This is a genomic window from Pseudomonas sp. (genome assembly GCF_048265905.1).
In the GTDB taxonomy this organism is placed as follows: domain Bacteria; phylum Pseudomonadota; class Gammaproteobacteria; order Pseudomonadales; family Pseudomonadaceae; genus Aquipseudomonas.
Genome location: NZ_JBLXAP010000008.1, coordinates 53,259 through 69,557, shown reverse-complemented (window position 1 = coordinate 69,557; position 16,299 = coordinate 53,259). Strand labels below are relative to the sequence as shown.

The 16,299-nt window shown below is 53.2% G+C and carries 20 protein-coding genes and 1 tRNA gene; 11 read left to right on the top strand and 10 right to left on the bottom strand.

The window, feature by feature from the left end; genetic code table 11:
- Positions 1-15: 15 nt before the first annotated feature.
- The 3 genes from ACN0UH_RS12625 to ACN0UH_RS12615 all read right to left on the bottom strand — a co-directional run bounded on the left by ACN0UH_RS12625 (position 16) and on the right by ACN0UH_RS12615 (position 836).
- Entirely contained in the window at positions 16-255 is a 240-nt protein-coding gene (locus tag ACN0UH_RS12625) for a hypothetical protein (protein ID WP_417662368.1), read from the bottom strand.
- 203 nt (positions 256-458) lie between these two features.
- On the bottom strand, positions 459-653 hold the full coding sequence (ptrC, locus tag ACN0UH_RS12620) for a type III secretion system co-regulatory protein PtrC (RefSeq protein WP_417662367.1): 195 nt from the start codon (positions 651-653) through the stop codon (positions 459-461).
- Positions 654-692: 39 nt separating this feature from the next.
- Positions 693-836: a hypothetical protein gene (locus ACN0UH_RS12615; protein WP_417662366.1), complete on the bottom strand. Its 144-nt coding sequence runs from the start codon at positions 834-836 to the stop codon at positions 693-695.
- A 314-nt stretch (positions 837-1,150) separates the two neighbouring features.
- On the opposite strand from ACN0UH_RS12615, the gene ACN0UH_RS12610 reads away from it, so the two are divergent.
- Positions 1,151-1,876, top strand: coding sequence for an amidotransferase (locus ACN0UH_RS12610; protein WP_417662365.1), 726 nt, complete (start codon positions 1,151-1,153; stop codon positions 1,874-1,876).
- Positions 1,877-1,925: 49 nt separating this feature from the next.
- Here the strand turns inward: ACN0UH_RS12610 and ACN0UH_RS12605 are convergent, their stop codons facing one another.
- The 6 genes from ACN0UH_RS12605 to ACN0UH_RS12580 all read right to left on the bottom strand — a co-directional run bounded on the left by ACN0UH_RS12605 (position 1,926) and on the right by ACN0UH_RS12580 (position 6,119).
- Positions 1,926-2,900, bottom strand: coding sequence for a magnesium and cobalt transport protein CorA (locus tag ACN0UH_RS12605; RefSeq protein WP_417662364.1), 975 nt, complete (start codon positions 2,898-2,900; stop codon positions 1,926-1,928).
- Between the two features lie 137 nt (positions 2,901-3,037).
- A complete protein-coding gene (locus tag ACN0UH_RS12600) occupies positions 3,038-3,760 on the bottom strand; it encodes a lysophospholipid acyltransferase family protein (RefSeq protein WP_417662363.1) in 723 nt (240 codons plus the stop codon).
- Positions 3,761-3,905: 145 nt separating this feature from the next.
- Complete coding sequence (locus tag ACN0UH_RS12595) at positions 3,906-4,595, bottom strand: crotonase/enoyl-CoA hydratase family protein (RefSeq protein ID WP_417662362.1); 690 nt, start codon at positions 4,593-4,595, stop codon at positions 3,906-3,908.
- Between the two features lie 132 nt (positions 4,596-4,727).
- Complete coding sequence (locus ACN0UH_RS12590; RefSeq protein WP_417662361.1) at positions 4,728-5,168, bottom strand: DUF2628 domain-containing protein; 441 nt, start codon at positions 5,166-5,168, stop codon at positions 4,728-4,730.
- A 45-nt stretch (positions 5,169-5,213) separates the two neighbouring features.
- Positions 5,214-5,666 carry a hypothetical protein gene (locus ACN0UH_RS12585; RefSeq protein WP_417662360.1) on the bottom strand — a complete coding sequence of 151 codons (453 nt, stop codon included), beginning with the start codon at positions 5,664-5,666 and terminating at the stop codon, positions 5,214-5,216.
- 60 nt (positions 5,667-5,726) lie between these two features.
- Entirely contained in the window at positions 5,727-6,119 is a 393-nt protein-coding gene (locus ACN0UH_RS12580; protein ID WP_417662359.1) for a VOC family protein, read from the bottom strand.
- 214 nt (positions 6,120-6,333) lie between these two features.
- On the opposite strand from ACN0UH_RS12580, the gene ACN0UH_RS12575 reads away from it, so the two are divergent.
- From ACN0UH_RS12575 to ACN0UH_RS12565, 3 genes are all read left to right on the top strand, one after another.
- A tRNA-Ser gene (locus ACN0UH_RS12575) sits at positions 6,334-6,423 on the top strand.
- A 296-nt stretch (positions 6,424-6,719) separates the two neighbouring features.
- The gene (locus ACN0UH_RS12570) at positions 6,720-8,036 is read left to right on the top strand and encodes a HipA domain-containing protein (RefSeq protein WP_417662358.1); all 1,317 of its coding nucleotides are present in this window, start codon (positions 6,720-6,722) and stop codon (positions 8,034-8,036) included.
- Positions 8,033-8,419 carry a helix-turn-helix domain-containing protein gene (locus tag ACN0UH_RS12565; RefSeq protein ID WP_417662357.1) on the top strand — a complete coding sequence of 129 codons (387 nt, stop codon included), beginning with the start codon at positions 8,033-8,035 and terminating at the stop codon, positions 8,417-8,419. Before ACN0UH_RS12570 ends, ACN0UH_RS12565 begins: the two co-directional genes overlap by 4 nt.
- A gap of 60 nt (positions 8,420-8,479) precedes the next feature.
- Here ACN0UH_RS12565 and gcvA read toward each other — a convergent pair whose 3' ends face one another.
- Positions 8,480-9,412, bottom strand: coding sequence for a transcriptional regulator GcvA (gcvA, locus tag ACN0UH_RS12560; RefSeq protein ID WP_417662356.1), 933 nt, complete (start codon positions 9,410-9,412; stop codon positions 8,480-8,482).
- 195 nt (positions 9,413-9,607) lie between these two features.
- Between gcvA and ACN0UH_RS12555 the strand changes: the two genes are divergently transcribed.
- The 7 genes from ACN0UH_RS12555 to ACN0UH_RS12525 all read left to right on the top strand — a co-directional run bounded on the left by ACN0UH_RS12555 (position 9,608) and on the right by ACN0UH_RS12525 (position 16,150).
- Positions 9,608-10,459 (top strand): transketolase, encoded by an 852-nt coding sequence (locus tag ACN0UH_RS12555; RefSeq protein WP_417662355.1) that lies wholly within the window; start codon positions 9,608-9,610, stop codon positions 10,457-10,459.
- Positions 10,456-11,454 (top strand): transketolase family protein, encoded by a 999-nt coding sequence (locus ACN0UH_RS12550; protein ID WP_417662354.1) that lies wholly within the window; start codon positions 10,456-10,458, stop codon positions 11,452-11,454. The genes ACN0UH_RS12555 and ACN0UH_RS12550 overlap by 4 nt, the downstream gene beginning before the upstream one ends.
- A 69-nt stretch (positions 11,455-11,523) precedes the next feature.
- Positions 11,524-12,288 carry an SDR family NAD(P)-dependent oxidoreductase gene (locus ACN0UH_RS12545; protein ID WP_417662353.1) on the top strand — a complete coding sequence of 255 codons (765 nt, stop codon included), beginning with the start codon at positions 11,524-11,526 and terminating at the stop codon, positions 12,286-12,288.
- A 123-nt stretch (positions 12,289-12,411) separates the two neighbouring features.
- Complete coding sequence (locus tag ACN0UH_RS12540) at positions 12,412-13,386, top strand: TRAP transporter substrate-binding protein (protein ID WP_417662352.1); 975 nt, start codon at positions 12,412-12,414, stop codon at positions 13,384-13,386.
- Complete coding sequence (locus ACN0UH_RS12535) at positions 13,383-13,949, top strand: TRAP transporter small permease (RefSeq protein WP_417662351.1); 567 nt, start codon at positions 13,383-13,385, stop codon at positions 13,947-13,949. Before ACN0UH_RS12540 ends, ACN0UH_RS12535 begins: the two co-directional genes overlap by 4 nt.
- Positions 13,946-15,205 (top strand): TRAP transporter large permease, encoded by a 1,260-nt coding sequence (locus ACN0UH_RS12530; protein ID WP_417662350.1) that lies wholly within the window; start codon positions 13,946-13,948, stop codon positions 15,203-15,205. Before ACN0UH_RS12535 ends, ACN0UH_RS12530 begins: the two co-directional genes overlap by 4 nt.
- 51 nt (positions 15,206-15,256) lie before the next feature.
- On the top strand, positions 15,257-16,150 hold the full coding sequence (locus ACN0UH_RS12525; RefSeq protein WP_417662349.1) for an NAD(P)-dependent oxidoreductase: 894 nt from the start codon (positions 15,257-15,259) through the stop codon (positions 16,148-16,150).
- The last annotated feature ends 149 nt before the right edge of the window (positions 16,151-16,299 follow it).

Sequence of the window (16,299 nt, the reverse complement as noted above, 5' to 3'; positions counted from 1 at the left end):
GCCCAGCAGTTTTGCCTAGACGAAATTTACCAGTTCGAACCGATTGGCAAACGCAAGCGCAGCCCTGGTTGGCGGATTGCCAGTAATGGGTTTCAAGCCTTTGGCGACCTGTAGGTTACGCGCAATTTGTGAATTGCACTCAATAGTGCGCGCCAACGCGCCCGCTGAGCCGTAGTTGAATCCCATTAAAGACAGGCCATTGGTCATGATTGCCAGTGCCGCGATGATAAGCAGATTTCGATTTTTCAGTTTCATGATGCACTGGCCTTCAATGAGGTTTTATGGGTCCTTGGTTGATGAGCGTTGAGTTTGTGAACGCTGATTTTGAGCAGTACTAAAGCGTCTGCACTCCTCAGGGCTGGATGTTCCCAGTGATTTTTTGCGATGTATAAGCCTGGACTATCCGGCTTTCCCCAGCGCTGTAGCAAATGCTCAGGGCTGGGGAAAACCTTCTTTCTTTAACAGCTGTATTGCTGGCAAACCACCTGTTCAATTGCCTTGCGCTCACTGAGCTGAGTCGGCATTCGTAGCGTGGTTAACTTGCCGTCAGCCAACTGGATTGCCAGTTCAGATTCATAGTGAATCCCGCGCTCATCAAAGGTTGCGTAAGTCACTGCGTAAACATTTTGCTGAGTGATAAATTCGACAGTCATGACTCGTTTCCCCGCGCTGTAAGTGAGCCGTTGTCCGATTTATTTGCTGGACGAAACTGCGGGCTTCAGCGTTTGAGTCTGAGCGCTTTGCGCTTTCTCAACGTGACGCTGACTGTCTGCACTGACATTACTGGTGAAGGCTGAGGCGGCGATCAAGCTGGCAATTGCGGCGAAACTGTTCATGGCGAGTATCCTTTTATCCAATGTGGGCAGCTGCCCGATGGAGTGATAATCCGCCGTGGCTGGTATTAACAGAAGTGAATGGTCGTTATGGTAACTATCAAGACCACTGATAGATCAGCGACGCTGTGTCTTGGTAACGGTCTGATATGTCTAATCCTTAACATCAGGTGCTTGCCTTAAAAGGCCCCACAAGGCAGGCTACTGACGCTTGCAAAAACCAATATGAGGGGCGGCTCTGATCGCGCCATTTATCGACCTTGGACAGCTTTTTGCAGCTAAATGAATGACTACCACCCGTGGCCCAGGACACTTCCATGCCGTTGCAGATTTGTATTCTTGAAACAGACGTACTTCGCCCCGAGCTGATCGATCAATATCAAGGCTATGGCAAGATGTTTGAGCGCCTCTTTGCGCTCCAGCCGATTGCTGCTGAGTTCACCGTATATAACGTCATGCAAGGTGAGTATCCGGCAGACAACGAGCAGTACGATGCCTACTTGGTAACAGGTAGCAAGGCTGATTCATTCGGCGAAGATGCCTGGATTCAAACCCTCAAGACATATTTGCTTGAGCGCTACGCCCGTGGCGATAAATTGCTCGGTGTGTGCTTCGGTCATCAATTGCTGGCACTGTTGTTGGGCGGCGAGGCCAAGCGTGCTGATCAAGGTTGGGGCGTCGGTATTCACCGCTATGCATTGGCCAAAAAGGCTCAGTGGATGACCCCCGCGTTAGATGATCTGACCCTGTTGATCAGCCATCAAGACCAAGTGACCAAGCTGCCAGAGAACGCCACCTTGTTGGCCTCGAGCGAATTCTGTCCGATTGCAGCCTATTGCATCGATGATCAAGTGCTGTGCTTCCAGGGGCACCCTGAGTTTATCCATGATTACTCAAAGACCTTGCTGGATATCCGTCAGCAGCACATTGGTGAGCACAACTATCGCAAAGGTGTTGATAGCTTGAAGGACGATCATCAAGGCGCTGCAGTTGCTGAGTGGATGATGCGTTTTGTAGCCAACGGCCGTGAAGTTCAGGCCTGATCGTTAGCGTTAGCCTTTAAAGCCCAGCCCAGTGCTGGGCTTTTTAGTTTCAGAGCCAGCCGTTGTATTTGAAGCTGGCATACAGACCTACGCAGCCTGTTCCAATTAAACCGAGTACACCAAAGTAGCCGTATTGCCAGCTCAGTTCGGGCATGTTGTGGAAGTTCATGCCGTAAATACCGGCAATCGCTGTGGGAAACGCAAGTATTGCTGCCCAAGCGGCAAATTTTCGCTGGGTAATGCTTTGTCGCGCAGAGTCCATTAACAAGCCAATTTCGATTGCATGGTCAGCCATCTCCCGCAGCGCAGTAAGGTCTTCCAGCAGACGATTGACGTGGATCGCAACATCCCTGAAGTACGGACGCATTTGTTTATCGATAAATGGAAAGTCCAAGCGCTGCAACTCTTGGCAAATTTCTGCCAGCGGGCCGATATTACGGCGCAAACGTAGCAGGTCACGGCGCAGGCTTTGAATTTTTACCGCATCTGCCATGGTTACAGCGTCTTTAAGCACCGTTTGTTCAGTTTCTTCCAAGGTGTTGTTGTAGCTGTCTAATATCGGCCGGTAGTTTTCAGTCACGAAGCTGAGTAGGGCATAGAGTACAAAGTCTTCACCGTGCTCAAGCAATAGTGGCCGCGCCTCACATCGCTGGCGCACGGTTGAGTAGGGCGCAGACTGGCCATAACGGGCGCTGATGACGTAGCCGTTACCAGCAAATAATTGAGTTTCGACAAACTCAAGTTCACCGTCGGTAAGCGTGGGTGAATAAAGCACCATAAACAGCGCATCACCAAAGGTTTCAAGCTTCGGCCGGGTGTGACGAATCAGTGCGTCCTCAATGGCCAGTTCGTGCAAGTTGTATTGTGCTTGGAGTTTGGTCAACACCTCAGGCTCAGGGTCTTTCAGACCAATCCAAGCGAAGTGTCCAGGTTTGCCCAGCCAAGTCACAGCCTCATCTAGGTTGATGTCCGTAACTTTTTTTCCGTGGCTGTACACTGCTGCGGCTACAACACTCTTATCCATTTTTGACTCGGCCAATTCGTTGCACAAGATGCTCAGCTTAGCTTGAGTCAGGCATCAAACGCTGCATTCAAACGTCATGGATGCATAAAAAAGCCCGCCTCAGTCATGCTCAGGCGGGCTGGGTAAAGCGTAGAAGTCTAGGCTTCAGATAGCTCTTTATTCATAGCTTCGATACAGGCTTGCATCTGCGTTTGGCAGGTTTCCATCAGCGTGGGCACGTCGGCGATAGTCAAACCTGCAGTCGGAATCTCAGGCAGCGAGCGGATCATTATCGTGCCGCTGTTCCACTGGTTGACGCGCAGCTTATTGGCGTAAGTGCTGGTGCACACCGGGATAATTGGCACTCCAGCAGCAATCGCCATCATAAAAGCCCCTTTCTTGAATGGCAGCATTTGTGGGCCAGGATGGCGCGTGCCTTCAGGGAACACCCAAATCGAGGTGTTTTTATGTTTGAGCGTTTCGGTGGTCTGCAGCATCGCTTGCTTAGCACTGCGCGAGTTGCCACGATCGAGCAAGATATTGCCGGCCAACCAATACAGTTGCCCGAAAAAAGGTACCCACTTCAGGCTTTTCTTACCGAGGCTAACCGTGCGATACGGCACCACGCGGCCAAGTACATATAAGTCGTAATTGGATTGATGGTTGGCGATCACAACACATGACTTGGCGTGATCGCGCAGCCCTTCGGTCTGAGTTTTGATGTTCAGGTTTAAAATGCGCAATGCAGGCAGCGAGTAGATACGTGCGCAAATACGGCTGTTATCTGGATTGAAAGGGCGACAAATGCCCACTAACAAACCCAGCACACCGGCGATAATAAAGTGCACGCCCATTAACGCCATGCGCAGAATAAAAAGCATTTAATACGCTCGTTTAACCAAAAAGGCGCGCAGTGTACGGCTGTAAACTGTTTTCAGCAATTACAGCTGATCAGTAAGCTGTATGTGAATATTAAAGGCACAAAAAAGCCCGGAAATTCCGGGCTTTAGCGTCATGCAGTAAAGCTTACAGGCTGATGGTTTTATCCAGCTCAATCGCATGGTCGAGTGTTTCAAGCAATGCTTTGCGAACCTTCAGTTTGGTGTTTTTGTGCGCCGTCATGTTGATCTTTTTCAACTGCTGGGCAGCGGCTTGCGCCGTTGCCATAAGCTGTTCTGCTGGTACGACCTTATCAAGGAAGCCAGCTTCAACAGCGCCTTGTGGATCAAACATCTCGCCACAGATAACTGAACGATGGAACGCCGACTTACGCAGACGGTCACGTGCCAGCTCGATGCCCACATGGTGCATGGTCATACCGATCTGGACTTCATTGAGACCAATGCTGAAGGTGCCTTCAGTGCCGATACGGTAGTCAGCAGACAGCAAGATAAATGCGCCTTTGGCAACTGCATGACCAGGGCAGGCGACAACAATCGGATATGGGAACGACAACATGCGTCGCGCCAGCGTCGAGCCAGCTGCAACCAGATCAATGGCGTTTTGCGGGCTGGAGGTCATGACTTTCAGGTCGTAGCCACCAGAAAGAATCCCAGGCTGGCCGGTGATAATCACGACTGCTTTATCCTCTACCGCTCGGTCCAGCGCTGCATTAAAAGCTGTAATTACATCCGGGGAGATGGCGTTGACCTTGCCATTGCTCAGGGTGAGAGTGGCAATGCCACCTTCTAATTGGTAGCTGATCAAGTCGCTCATGGTCGGAATCCTTATGCTGAAGATGCGCTGACGTTACCCATACCGCGCTCGACGGTAAAGCACTAAGACCGACTGATGAGTCAGGAAATGCGCTGTTTTCCCCGAGCGTATCCTTCTAAGCCACGGCAGTGATTACCACCATCCACGGTCGTGCAAAACCCTGTGCTTATAAAAATCAATATTAGCCTTGGCGGCGAAGAAGCCAGCTGCACCGAAGTGCAGGCTGTCTGCGATTCTGGGGTAGCCAAGATAATCCAGAATGATGCTGAGGATGACAATGATCACCATCATGGTAATGGTGTAAAAGATCGCTTTTTTCCACATGCGTTTGACGAGGTAATAAAAAGGGCCGAATAAAAACGCCAAAAAATTAACGTTAAACGCTTTTTTACGTTGGCTTTTGGGCAGGCTTTTAATGTTTTTTAGCGCTGGCCCGCCCGCAGCGGTGATCGCCCGAAATCGCTCCTTCCAGGTATCAGATACCTCAAGGTGGTCAATCCTGTGATTTATAGCCTCTAGATCAGGGTCGATGACTGCTGACTTGGGCGTTGCATATGGATTCTCAGCTTGCATCAGACGTCCCTGTAAACGGTTTGCTAATGGATTTTTAGCTTGATCCTAGACCGTGCTATTCACCGCTGAATATAGCTGCGCTGCATGTCGCTTGCGCACACGAGTTAAATACAACGCTGTGCTGACCGTAATGATCAACACCAGCAGGTAACCGATGTAAATCAACGAACCTGCGCGATCAACTGCACTTTTGAAATCTAAATCTTCCGTCTGCATTACATGGCCAACAGCACCCCACACCGCGCCGGTGAGCAAACCGGTCAGCAGTGTTGGGAGATAAGTTGAGATAATCACGACTTGCGACTTTTGATGCTTGGCAGGCGCAATCAGCCAAGCACCAAGGTAAAGCAGGGAGATCACTAAAGCGCTGACGCAGATGCCTACATTCAGAGCCCAGTGCGCAAGCGGTCTATGGTCAAAGGTGGGCAGGGCTATCAATGTGAGTAATAGTGCGCAGGCACAGATAATTAGGAGCAAGAAGAGGTTTAGCGAGCGCATAACATTCCTTGTACGGCGTTAGGTTTGAGGTGAGTAATTGCAAAATCGCTGACGCGGGTGTCACTCCGCTGCGTGGCAGACCACGCATAGCTTGTTCCCGTCAGGATCCCTGAAATAGGCAGCGTAATAATGCGGGTGGTATTCAGGTCTCAGGTTTGGCGGCCCTTCACATTCTCCACCAACGGTCATAGCCGCTGCATAGACCTGCTTCACACGCTGGCGAGAGTCAGCCAGAAACGCAACCATTTGCCCGTTACCCGGCGCATGCACTTGTTTGTTGTAGGGCTGGCCAATTAGAAACAGGGGCCTATCGCTTCCAGCGGGTTGCCACGCGGCCCAAGGGTGATTTTCATCAACAAAACGAAACTCCAGACCCAGTGCATCCATCACCGGTCGGTAAAAGTTCATGGCGCGCTTGAAGTCAGTAATGCCAAGCATTATGTGCGAGAACATGGTGTCGCTTCCTCTGTTGGTCGGGCAATACCTCTACGTCTGCATATCTATATACCGCTCTGATAGACCCGCGAACAGGGGGCTGTCTAGATTTGACAGAAGGGAGCAGGGAAGGAGGGGTAAGCGCATGAAAATTCTGAAAAAACTTTTGCTTTTAAGGCATTGTTCGGATACATTAGCGCGCCTCGACAGACAGCAATGCCTGACGAGATCCGGTGAAGTGTCCGAGCGGTTGAAGGAGCACGCCTGGAAAGTGTGTATACGAGAAATCGTATCATGAGTTCGAATCTCATCTTCACCGCCACTTTCAAAAAAGCCCTGCAGATCAATGATCTGCGGGGCTTTTTGTTTTCCGGGTGTACGGCACAGAGTGCAATGCTCTTTGATTGCCCCGTTACCCTCCAAGCTGAGTGATCGTGGCTTTATGCTAGAGGCTGGAACGGGCATCTAATGCACAACGAAAACAAGTCAGACATTTGTGTAATCAGTATTAAAATGCTGAATGTGAGCCGTTCAACGCATTTATTAAGATTTATATTGCTGATTAAGCCGTTGTGAACCAGAATAATCAGCATCTTAATGCCGATTTGTGGTGCCGTAATGTATGACGCGCTAACCATACAAACTTACGTAAACGGACAATGGCACGACGCTCTGGATTTGAGTTTTTCAAATACGCAGCAGATTGCAGCTACGCGCATTACGACTTCGTACAAGATGGAATACCTGCATGCCTTCTATGACATGACAGAAAACATCTTCGAATACGCCGTCAGCGTTAACTTGCCAGTTAACTGGGGTTCTGACGATATCAAAGGTTTCCCAGCCTTTGTTTACGACATCATTCCCGCTGGGCATGCGAGGAAGTCGCTGCTAAAGCGTTTCAATGATGAAAAGCCTGAGGATATGGACATTGATCTGTTCTTGCTGGGCAGGTGCACGCCATCGTCTATTGGGAACCTGCGTGTAAAAGAGTCAGTTGAAGCTCTTGAAGACTCAGGGGCTGAAGCCTTTGCTCGCCAAGAAGTTATTGAGCATACCAATGATTTTCTTGAGTACGCCTACGAGTGTGGGGCGGCATTAGGCGGCGCGACGGGGGCTCAAGGTGAGGCCCCAAAGCTTTTACTGGCTAAAGGCAAGAACAACAAGTTTTATGCGGATGCAATGCTCGATGATTCGCTGGTGCAATCGCATTGGTTGGTCAAGTTTGCTCGGAACCAGGTAACTGAGAACGACAAGAATATTCTCCGCACCGAATACCAGTACTACAAAGCAGTGGCCAGCCTAGGTTTGAATACCATTTCCACAAATGGATTGAGCTTGGAAGAAGCCGATAAACCCAGTCTATGGATGCCCCGTTTTGATCGCATCGTGGATGGTGAGAGCGTCGAGCGTATCTCTGTTGAGTCAGTTTATTCCTTACTGGGTAACACAGAGCCAGGATCGAGGCTCAAACATGAAATCGTGTTGTCGAAGCTGATTGAGTTGTGGTGCATAAGCGGGCAAGCCGCCGAGGTTCCGGAGCTGATCTTTGAGTACATTCGTCGAGACTTGCTCAACCGAATCCTTGGAAACAGTGACAATCATGGCCGCAACACATCCATTTTTCGGTACCGGGAAAGATTTGATCTGGCACCGATCTATGATTTAGCCCCGATGATTTTGGATGCAGAGGCGGTCACTAGAGTGACGAAATGGCAGTCCGAGATAAAAGGCAGCCCAAAGTGGCGTGAAATCTGTGCCTGTTTTCCGCAGTGGTATTCGCCTGATGACCTGTACGAGCGTATCCGTGATGCAGCTAATCAATTCAGAGCACTGCCTGATTTATTGGTAGAAATGCCGCTGGATATTCGTCAATCAAATGCGCTTCCAGTAAACGATTTGGATAGGCATCTTGGATATTGGGAGCTGCGATGAAAGCCGTGAGTGGAGAACAGCGTAAGAAGCTGATCGAGGAGATCATTCAACTGCACGCAGAGGGAGAACTGAGCCTGGGCATGGCTATCCGTAGGCTTCGTCTGGAGGTCACAGGTTTCGATCAGGAAACTTTTGCCAGCATGTGTGACATGTCCACCCGAGCGTTGTATCAGTTGGAAACGGACAAGGGCAACCCGACTTTGAGCACTGTCGATTCGATACTGCGCAAGTTTGGCCTGCGAATGGGGCTTATGACGGCCATTGCCCCCAGTAAACGGTCATTATTGGTGGCTGAAAAAAACACAAATGAAGGGCGCGTCATCTCAAGAGGTGCGAAACCTAAAAGCAACAGGCCAGCAGACGCTAGGTCGCGCGATGCATAGGTTTGTCTATCCGGTAAGATTTTCAGCCAAAATCCCGATGCATACCTAGCTGCAGTGCTCTCAAAACTTAGCTTTGACAGACTTGGGAGCTTGAGGTGTGCGGCCTTCGAGCTCGCTGAACAGCCAATCCTGGAAGCTGCGTATCTTCGGGAGTTCTGCGCGTGACTTCAGTAGATTGAATGTGTAGCCCTGTATTTTCGGGCCCTCAAACCCTAGCGGGGCGACAAGAAGCCCTGTCTCGAGTTCGCGCTGCGCAAGCAGCAGACTCTCAAGGCACACTCCCAGCCCGTCGACCGCAGCACTGATTGCCATGAAAGAACGATCGAAACGCGGTCCACGCGAGACATCGAGCGGAACCTTGCGATGCTGGCGCATCCAGTCGCGCCAGCTCACCAGGCATACTTCGCTGTGGATCAAGGTGTGGTGGTGCAGGTCTTCAGGTGTGCGGATCCGTAGCGCACCAATCATGAGCGAGGGTGCGCAGAGAGGCACTATGGTCTCAGGCGGGAAGGGCAGCACCATAGTCCCGGCTGGTTGCAGTCGTTTCATGCCATAGCGGATATCGATATCCACTCCTTGCATCAGCAGGTCGGCGGCCGGCGGGTAAGACGCATTGAGCCGCACGTCCACATCCGGTTCCAAGGCGTTGAAGCGTGCCAGCCGCGGCATTAGCCATTGGGTGGCGAAGCTGGGAGTCGAATGTATTGTCAGGATGTCGCTTTTGGCGGTGCGCCCCAGCTCGCGCGTCGCCATCTCGATCTTTGCAAATGAAGCAGAGACCTCTTCGGCATAAATGCGTCCGGCATCTGTGAGCACTACAGCCCGATGCACGCGGTGGAACAAACGAACCCCGAATTGCTCCTCAAGCAGCTTTATCTGGTGGCTTACAGCCGAAGGCGTAACGAACAGTTCCTCTGCTGCAAGCGCAAAAGAGGACAGTCGTGCAGCGGCCTCGAAAGCCTGTATTGCCTTTAGAGAGATTCGGTTGTGCATTGGAGTTCACATGAGCTCAATTCAACTATCGGTCACGTTTATTCGTTTGAGCACGAAAAATCAAGGGCATATGCTTAATTTCAGTCACCGGACGCACTTTTATGGGGCGCCGGGCATGGAGGTTCATCTCTCCGACCAATAAAAACAATGCCGCCCGACGCCACAAAAAGCCGGGCCAAGCTCAAGGAGAACTGCGTGCAAAACACTATTTCACCAGTCAACACCCGGGTTGCCGAAAGCGCCTACCGCATCCGCCGCTTTGCGCTGCGCATGGGGGAAGTGCAGGGCCAGGGCTATGTGGGTCAAGCGTTGGGGTACGCCGACGTATTGGCGACCGCCTTCTGCCATTCGATGAACTTTCGACCTGAGAATCCTACCTGGGAAGGCCGCGACAGGTTCCTGCTTTCCCACGGCCACTACGCGATTGCTTTCTATGCTGCGTTGATCGAGGCCAAGATCATCCCCGAGGAGGAGCTCGAGACTTACGGTAGCGACGATAGTCGCTTGCCAATGTCGGGCATGGCGACCTACACCCCGGGCATGGAGATGTCGGGTGGCTCGCTTGGTCAGGGACTGCCGATTGCGGTAGGCATGGCAATCGGCTTGCGTCTGAAGGGTAATCCAGCCTTCGTTTATAACTCGATGTCTGACGGTGAGTTGGATGAGGGCTCGACCTGGGAAGCGGCGATGAGTGCTGCCCATCATGGCCTGGCTAATCTGATTTGCCTGGTCGACATCAACAACCAACAAGCCGATGGTCCTTCGAGCAAAGTGTTGGGCTTTGAGCCGCTTGCAGATAAGTGGGCCGCTTTCGGATGGCACGTACAGCGGGTGAATGGTAACGATCTCGCTGCAGTTATCGCTGCCTTTGACGCGGCACGTAACCTGACCGAGGCCAAACCTCGGGTGATCTTGTGCGACACCTTGATGGGTAAGGGCGTGCCTTTCCTCGAAGCCCGCGAGAAGAACCACTTCATTCGTGTCGATCAGCCTGAGTGGCAGCAAGCACTCGATATTCTTGATCAAGCCCAGGGAGCCGCCCGATGAGCACTACTGCCAAGAAACCTCGTCTGACTACCTCGGCGATGATTGCTTCGATCGCCTCCGAAGGCCAGCGTGTGAAAGCTGCGCCCTTCGGTAAGGCCTTGGTTGAACTTGCTGCCAACCGTCCTGAGATTGTTGGCCTCACCGCTGACCTCGCCAAATACACCGACCTTCATCTATTCGGTCAGGCTTACCCCGAGCGCTTCTTCCAAATGGGCATGGCTGAGCAATTGCTGATGGCTTCGGCCGGCGGTATGGCTAAGGAAGGTTTTATACCCTTTGCCACCACCTACGCGGTTTTCGGGACTCGACGTGCCTTTGACTTCGTGCATCAGGTGATCGCCGAGGAAAACCTCAACGTCAAGATTTGTTGCGCGTTGCCCGGTCTCACCACCGGTTACGGGCCCAGCCACCAAGCCACTGAGGATATTGCGTTGATGCGCGGGATTCCGGGCATGACGATTATCGATCCCTGCGATGCGCTCGATACCGAGCAGGCTGTACCGCAGATTGCTGCGCACAAGGGGCCTGTGTACATGCGTTTGTTGCGCGGCAACGTGCCGCTGGTACTTGATGAGTACGATTACAGCTTTGAGCTGGGCAAGGCCAAGATGCTGCGCGACGGTCGTGATGTGCTGGTGATTTCGTCCGGGATTCTGACCATGCGTGCCCTTGAGGTGGCCAAGGCGCTGGAGGCGGACAGGATTGATGTAGGCGTTTTGCATGTACCGACGATCAAGCCCCTCGACGTCGCGATAATCCTGCGCGAAGCAGGCCGTCTCGGTCGTCTGGTTGTGGTTGCTGAAAATCACAGCTCTGTCGGCGGGCTCGGCGAGGCAGTGGCGACTGCGCTTCTGACCGCTGGCGTGACTCCGCAGTTCAGGCAGATTGCGCTGCCGGACGCTTTCCTTGATGCCGGTGCGCTGCCGACTCTGCATGATCGCTACGGCATTTCTACCGAGGCGATGTCGGCAACCATCAAGGGCTGGCTCGGCTGAGTTTGGGTCGTCCCTCGTAACGAACAATTGAATGCACTCCGCTGGAGTACCACTGAAAGGAATTTTCTTATGAACAACGCTCTTCTGCTTGATGGCAAAGTTGCCATGATTTCGGGCGCTGCCTCGGCTCGTGGCATAGGGCTGGCGACTGCCCAGCTTTTTGCCAGTCATGGCGCCAAGGTCGTGATTCTCGATCTTGACGAGGGTGCTGCTGTCGAGGCAGCTGCCTCCATCGGGCCTGAGCATCGTGGCTATGCCTGCAACGTGGTGGATAAGGATGCTTGCCTTAAGGCTGCCGAGCGCGTCGTCGCCGAGTTTGGCCAGATTGATGTGTTGATCAACAACGCTGGCATCACTCAACCGGTGAAGACGCTTGAGATCGATTCGGCAAGCTGGGATCGCATCTTAGATGTCAATTTACGCGGTGTGCTCTATCTGTCACAGGCGGTCATTCCGCACATGAAGACGCAAGGGGGCGGTGCGATCGCCTGCATGTCCTCTGTGTCGGCTCAGCGTGGCGGAGGCATTCTCGGCGGGCCGCATTACTCGGCAGCCAAGGCCGGTGTGCTGGGGCTGGCCAAGGCTATGGCGCGGGAGTTTGGGCCGGACAATATTCGCGTTAACTGTGTAACCCCGGGTCTGATTCAGACTGATATCAGCGCCGGAAAACTCAGCGATGAGCAGAAGGCCGAGATCGCCGCCAGTATCCCGTTGAATCGCCTGGGTAACGCAGAGGAGGTGGCGGGAGTCTATCTCTTTCTGGCTTCGAACCTGTCGGCCTACATCACTGGCGCGGTTATCGATGTCAATGGAGGCATGCTGATACACGGTTGATCGGATTAGGTGCGGGTACCTGTGAGGGCGCCCGCATGGTTGGGCTGATATTTCGTATGTACAAGTGCGAAAAATGTCAGCGAGCAATGCAAACAATATCAATAAGAAACGCAGGTGAAACTTATGAAAAAGACACTGATCGCGATTGCAGCAACCTTTGCAATGGCCACTGCCTCCACAAGCTGGGCTCAGCAGATCTTGCGCCTTTCCCATAATGCCGCGCCGGGCAATCCGAAGGCGGTGGCTTCACAGAAGTTTGCCGAACTGGTCGAGCAGAAGACCGATGGCCGCGTCAAAGTCAAAGTGGGTGGAAGCGCCCAGTTTGGTGATGATGTTGAGTCGTTGACCAATATGCGTCTGGGCTCGCTGGCTTTCAGTGCTAATTCCCAGGGCAGCACCGCTGGTGTGGTCCCCGAATTCAATTTGATCGGTTTGCCTTTTCTGTTCCGCGACCTTAATCACGCCTACAAGGTAATTGATGGTCCAGTCGGTACCAAGCTTGATGAACTGGCCAACGCGAAGGGGTTGGTGGTGTTGGCACTGTGGGACAACGGCTTCCGTCACGTCAGCAATAACAAGCGTCCGATCTTCAAGCCAGAAGACCTTCAAGGCATCAAAGTACGCACCCCGCCTGACACCATGACAATTGACATCTTCAATGCGCTCGGCGCCAATCCAGGGCCGCTGGCTTTCTCTGAGTTGTACATCGCGCTGCAGCAAGGTGTATTCGATGGCCAGGAAAACCCGCTGATGAATGTGTATTCGTCCAAGCTTTACGAAGTGCAGAAGTACATTTCGTTGACTGGACACAAATACGAAACAACGCCACTGTTGGCCAGCAAGATGATTTGGTCGACGCTATCCAAGGAAGATCAACAGGCAGTCAAGGAGGCTGCAATCGAAGCGGGCAAACTCAATCGAGAGATGTCCCATACCGCGGATATAGATCTGCGCACCAAACTTACCGACGCTGGGGTGCAGATCAACGAGATAGATCAGACTGCATTCGCCGAGAAGACCAAGCCAGTTTATGACAAGTGGTCCAAGCAGTATCCCGAGCTGGTCAAACTGATCGTCTCGGAAGCGAGCAAGCTATGATGACTGCCCATATTTCTAACAAACAATTGGGGCAGGTCAGCTTTCTGGTGCCACTGGTGATCTGGGTTGATCGCGCGATTGTGGCTGCTGGCGTTGTGATTGCCATTGCTGCTCTGGTCGCCATGTTCGTTTCTCTGATGGCTGAGGTCGTGATGCGCTACCTCACCAATCAGGGCATGGGCTGGCCGACAGAGATGCCCAACATCCTGTTCCCTTGGCTGGTTATGGGCGGAATAGTGTTGGCTGCTCAGCGCGGCCAGCATATTGCGGTAACCGCCATTCAGGGAATTATCGGTCGCATCGGCAACCGAGTGCTGCTGGTTGCCCACCAGATATTGATTGCCGCCGCCTTCTTCTATCTCGCCTGGGTCGGTCTTGACGTGATCGAAATTACCGGCAGTGAGGTTTACCCCGTCACTGGTCTTTCGGCGCAGTGGGCCTACCTCGCCATGATCGTCGGGTTTGTCGGCCTCGGTCTCACCGCGCTGACCACCTTGGTACACCTACTGCTTGCCGTTGACCCGCTAAGCGTCCGCGCCCACCAGATAGAGGAGGATGTATGACTCTGGCTATGGTTCTCATATTCGGTGTTTTACTGGTGCTGGCATTGCCTGTTGGCTATGCGTTGGTGATCAGTTCGGGGCTTGCAGCAGTCGCTGTTGGCGGCATGCCCAGTGTGGCGGCGGTGGTAAAGATCTTTCAGCCTACCCAGAGTTTTCCATTGCTGGCGATTCCGTTTTTCATGCTCTCGGGCAGCCTGATGATGGGCGGCACACTGGGCAAGCGTTTGATTGACTTCGCCACCATGCTCGTGGGCCGTTTCCACGGTGGCCTCGGTCAGGTCACGGTGGTCGGTTCGACCGTGTTCGGTGGTGTATCCGGCTCGGCAGTGGCGGAGGCTTCGGCGCTGGGTTCGATGCTTATTCCTTGGCAGAAACGTGAAGGTTATCCGGGCGCATTCGCCGCTGCGGCTACTGCTTCATCGGCGACCATTGCGGGTCTGATTCCGCCTTCGATCCCGCTGATTCTTTATGCAGCTGTATCCAATCAGTCGATCGCTTCGTTGTTCCTCGCAGGTTTGTTGCCCGGCCTGATTCTGTGCGCTGGCTTTATGTTGACCTGCTATCTGTCCGGGCGTTTACGCGGCTTCAAGCGTCTGACCGATAAAGTCACGTTGAAAAGTGTGCTACGCGCCACCTTTGCAGCTATCCCAGCGCTGGCCATGCCTCTGTTTATCGTGGTTCTTCTGCGTGCTGGGATCGCCACGCCGACCGAGGTCAGTGTGCTGGCGGTGTTCTACGGTCTTATGGTGAGCATGTTGGTGTATCGGGATTTGACTATGCGTCGGCTGTACGACGCGCTTGTGCATACCGCAATTACTACCGGCGTGGTGATGCTGGTGATCGCGGCCTCAAACCTGGTGGGTTATGTGCTTACTGTGGAGTCAGTACCTACTGCGGTAGCCGAATGGACGGCGCAAACCTTGAAGTCGCCGTGGATGGTCATTTTGATGATGAACCTGATCATGGTGGTAGTGGGCATGTTCCTCGACTTGCCCGCGGCGATTCTTCTGCTTGGCCCGACTTTTGTCGCTATCGGCAATGCGATTGGTCTCGACCTGACTCAGCTCGGCATCATGATGGCCGTGAACCTCAGTATTGGTCTGTTCACGCCGCCAGTAGGCACTACGCTGTTCATCGCCTCTGCTATCTCGAACGAAAAGGTCGGTGCAGTGGTGCGCGAGCTGTGGCCATTTTACCTCGTGGCAATCACTGTTCTTGGTCTTATCTCCTTTGTTCCTGCCTTCACTATCAGCTGATCGGACACGGCCTCTGTTCAGGTGAGGCCGTATGACCGACGAGGAAACTGTATGAGTACGATTGCATTTGCCGGACTCGGTGCCATGGGCTCGCCTATGGCGAAGAATCTGATTGCCGCTGGCCACCGTGTGCGTGGAATTGACCTCAACCAGGCTGCGCTGGCTTCACTCATTGCGGCTGGTGCCGAACCTGCTGCAGATGCCGCTGCGGCTGTGCGCAGCGCTGACATCTTGATCCTGATGGTAGTTAACGCCGCTCAGGCTGAGCAGGTGCTGTTCGCCGATGGTGTTCTGCAGGCTATGCAAGACGACGCGATTGTCTGCCTTATGGCGACTTGTCCGCCTGCCGCGGTGGAGCGTATCGCCGCACGGGTGATCGCGACGGGTCGCCGTTTCGTCGATGCTCCTGTGTCGGGTGGAACCGCCGGCGCTACGGCGGGCTCTCTTACCATCATGGCAGCCTGCGAGTTCTCGACCTTCGAAGCCGTGAGACCGGTGTTCGAGGGTATTGGCCAGCGGATTTTTCATGTCGGCGAGCGTGCTGGCCAAGGGGCTATGGTCAAAACCGTCAATCAACTGCTTTGCGGCGTGCATATCGCTGTGGTGGCCGAAGCTTTCGCTTTAGCGGCCAAGGTTGGTGTCGATCTTGAGGTGCTGCTCGAAATTATGGCCGGGTCAGCAGCTTCCAGCTGGATGCTCAAAGATCGTGGTCCACGCATGCTGCAGGAGGCTCCGAAAGTCAGCAGCGCGGTAGACATCTTCGTCAAGGATTTAAGCATCGTGCTTGAAGCTGGCCGCGACGCCAAGGCGGCGCTGCCAATTGCAGCGGTGGCACATCAGTTGTTTCTCTCAACCACGGGTCGCGGCGAGGGAAGGGAGGACGATAGCCAGGTGATTCGCAGCTACTACGCCTTGAACGGAACGGTGGCGCAGAATAAGTCTTAACTGGCCGCTATCTTATTTCCCTTACCCCTGAGAGGTTAGTGACCGAGACGCATGCGAGCACAGTAAGTATTCACGAATCGTGTATTCAGGTAATTCTTTAAGGGTGTTGAGTAGCAGAACGCAGTCAATATCATGGTCGGCATACCCAG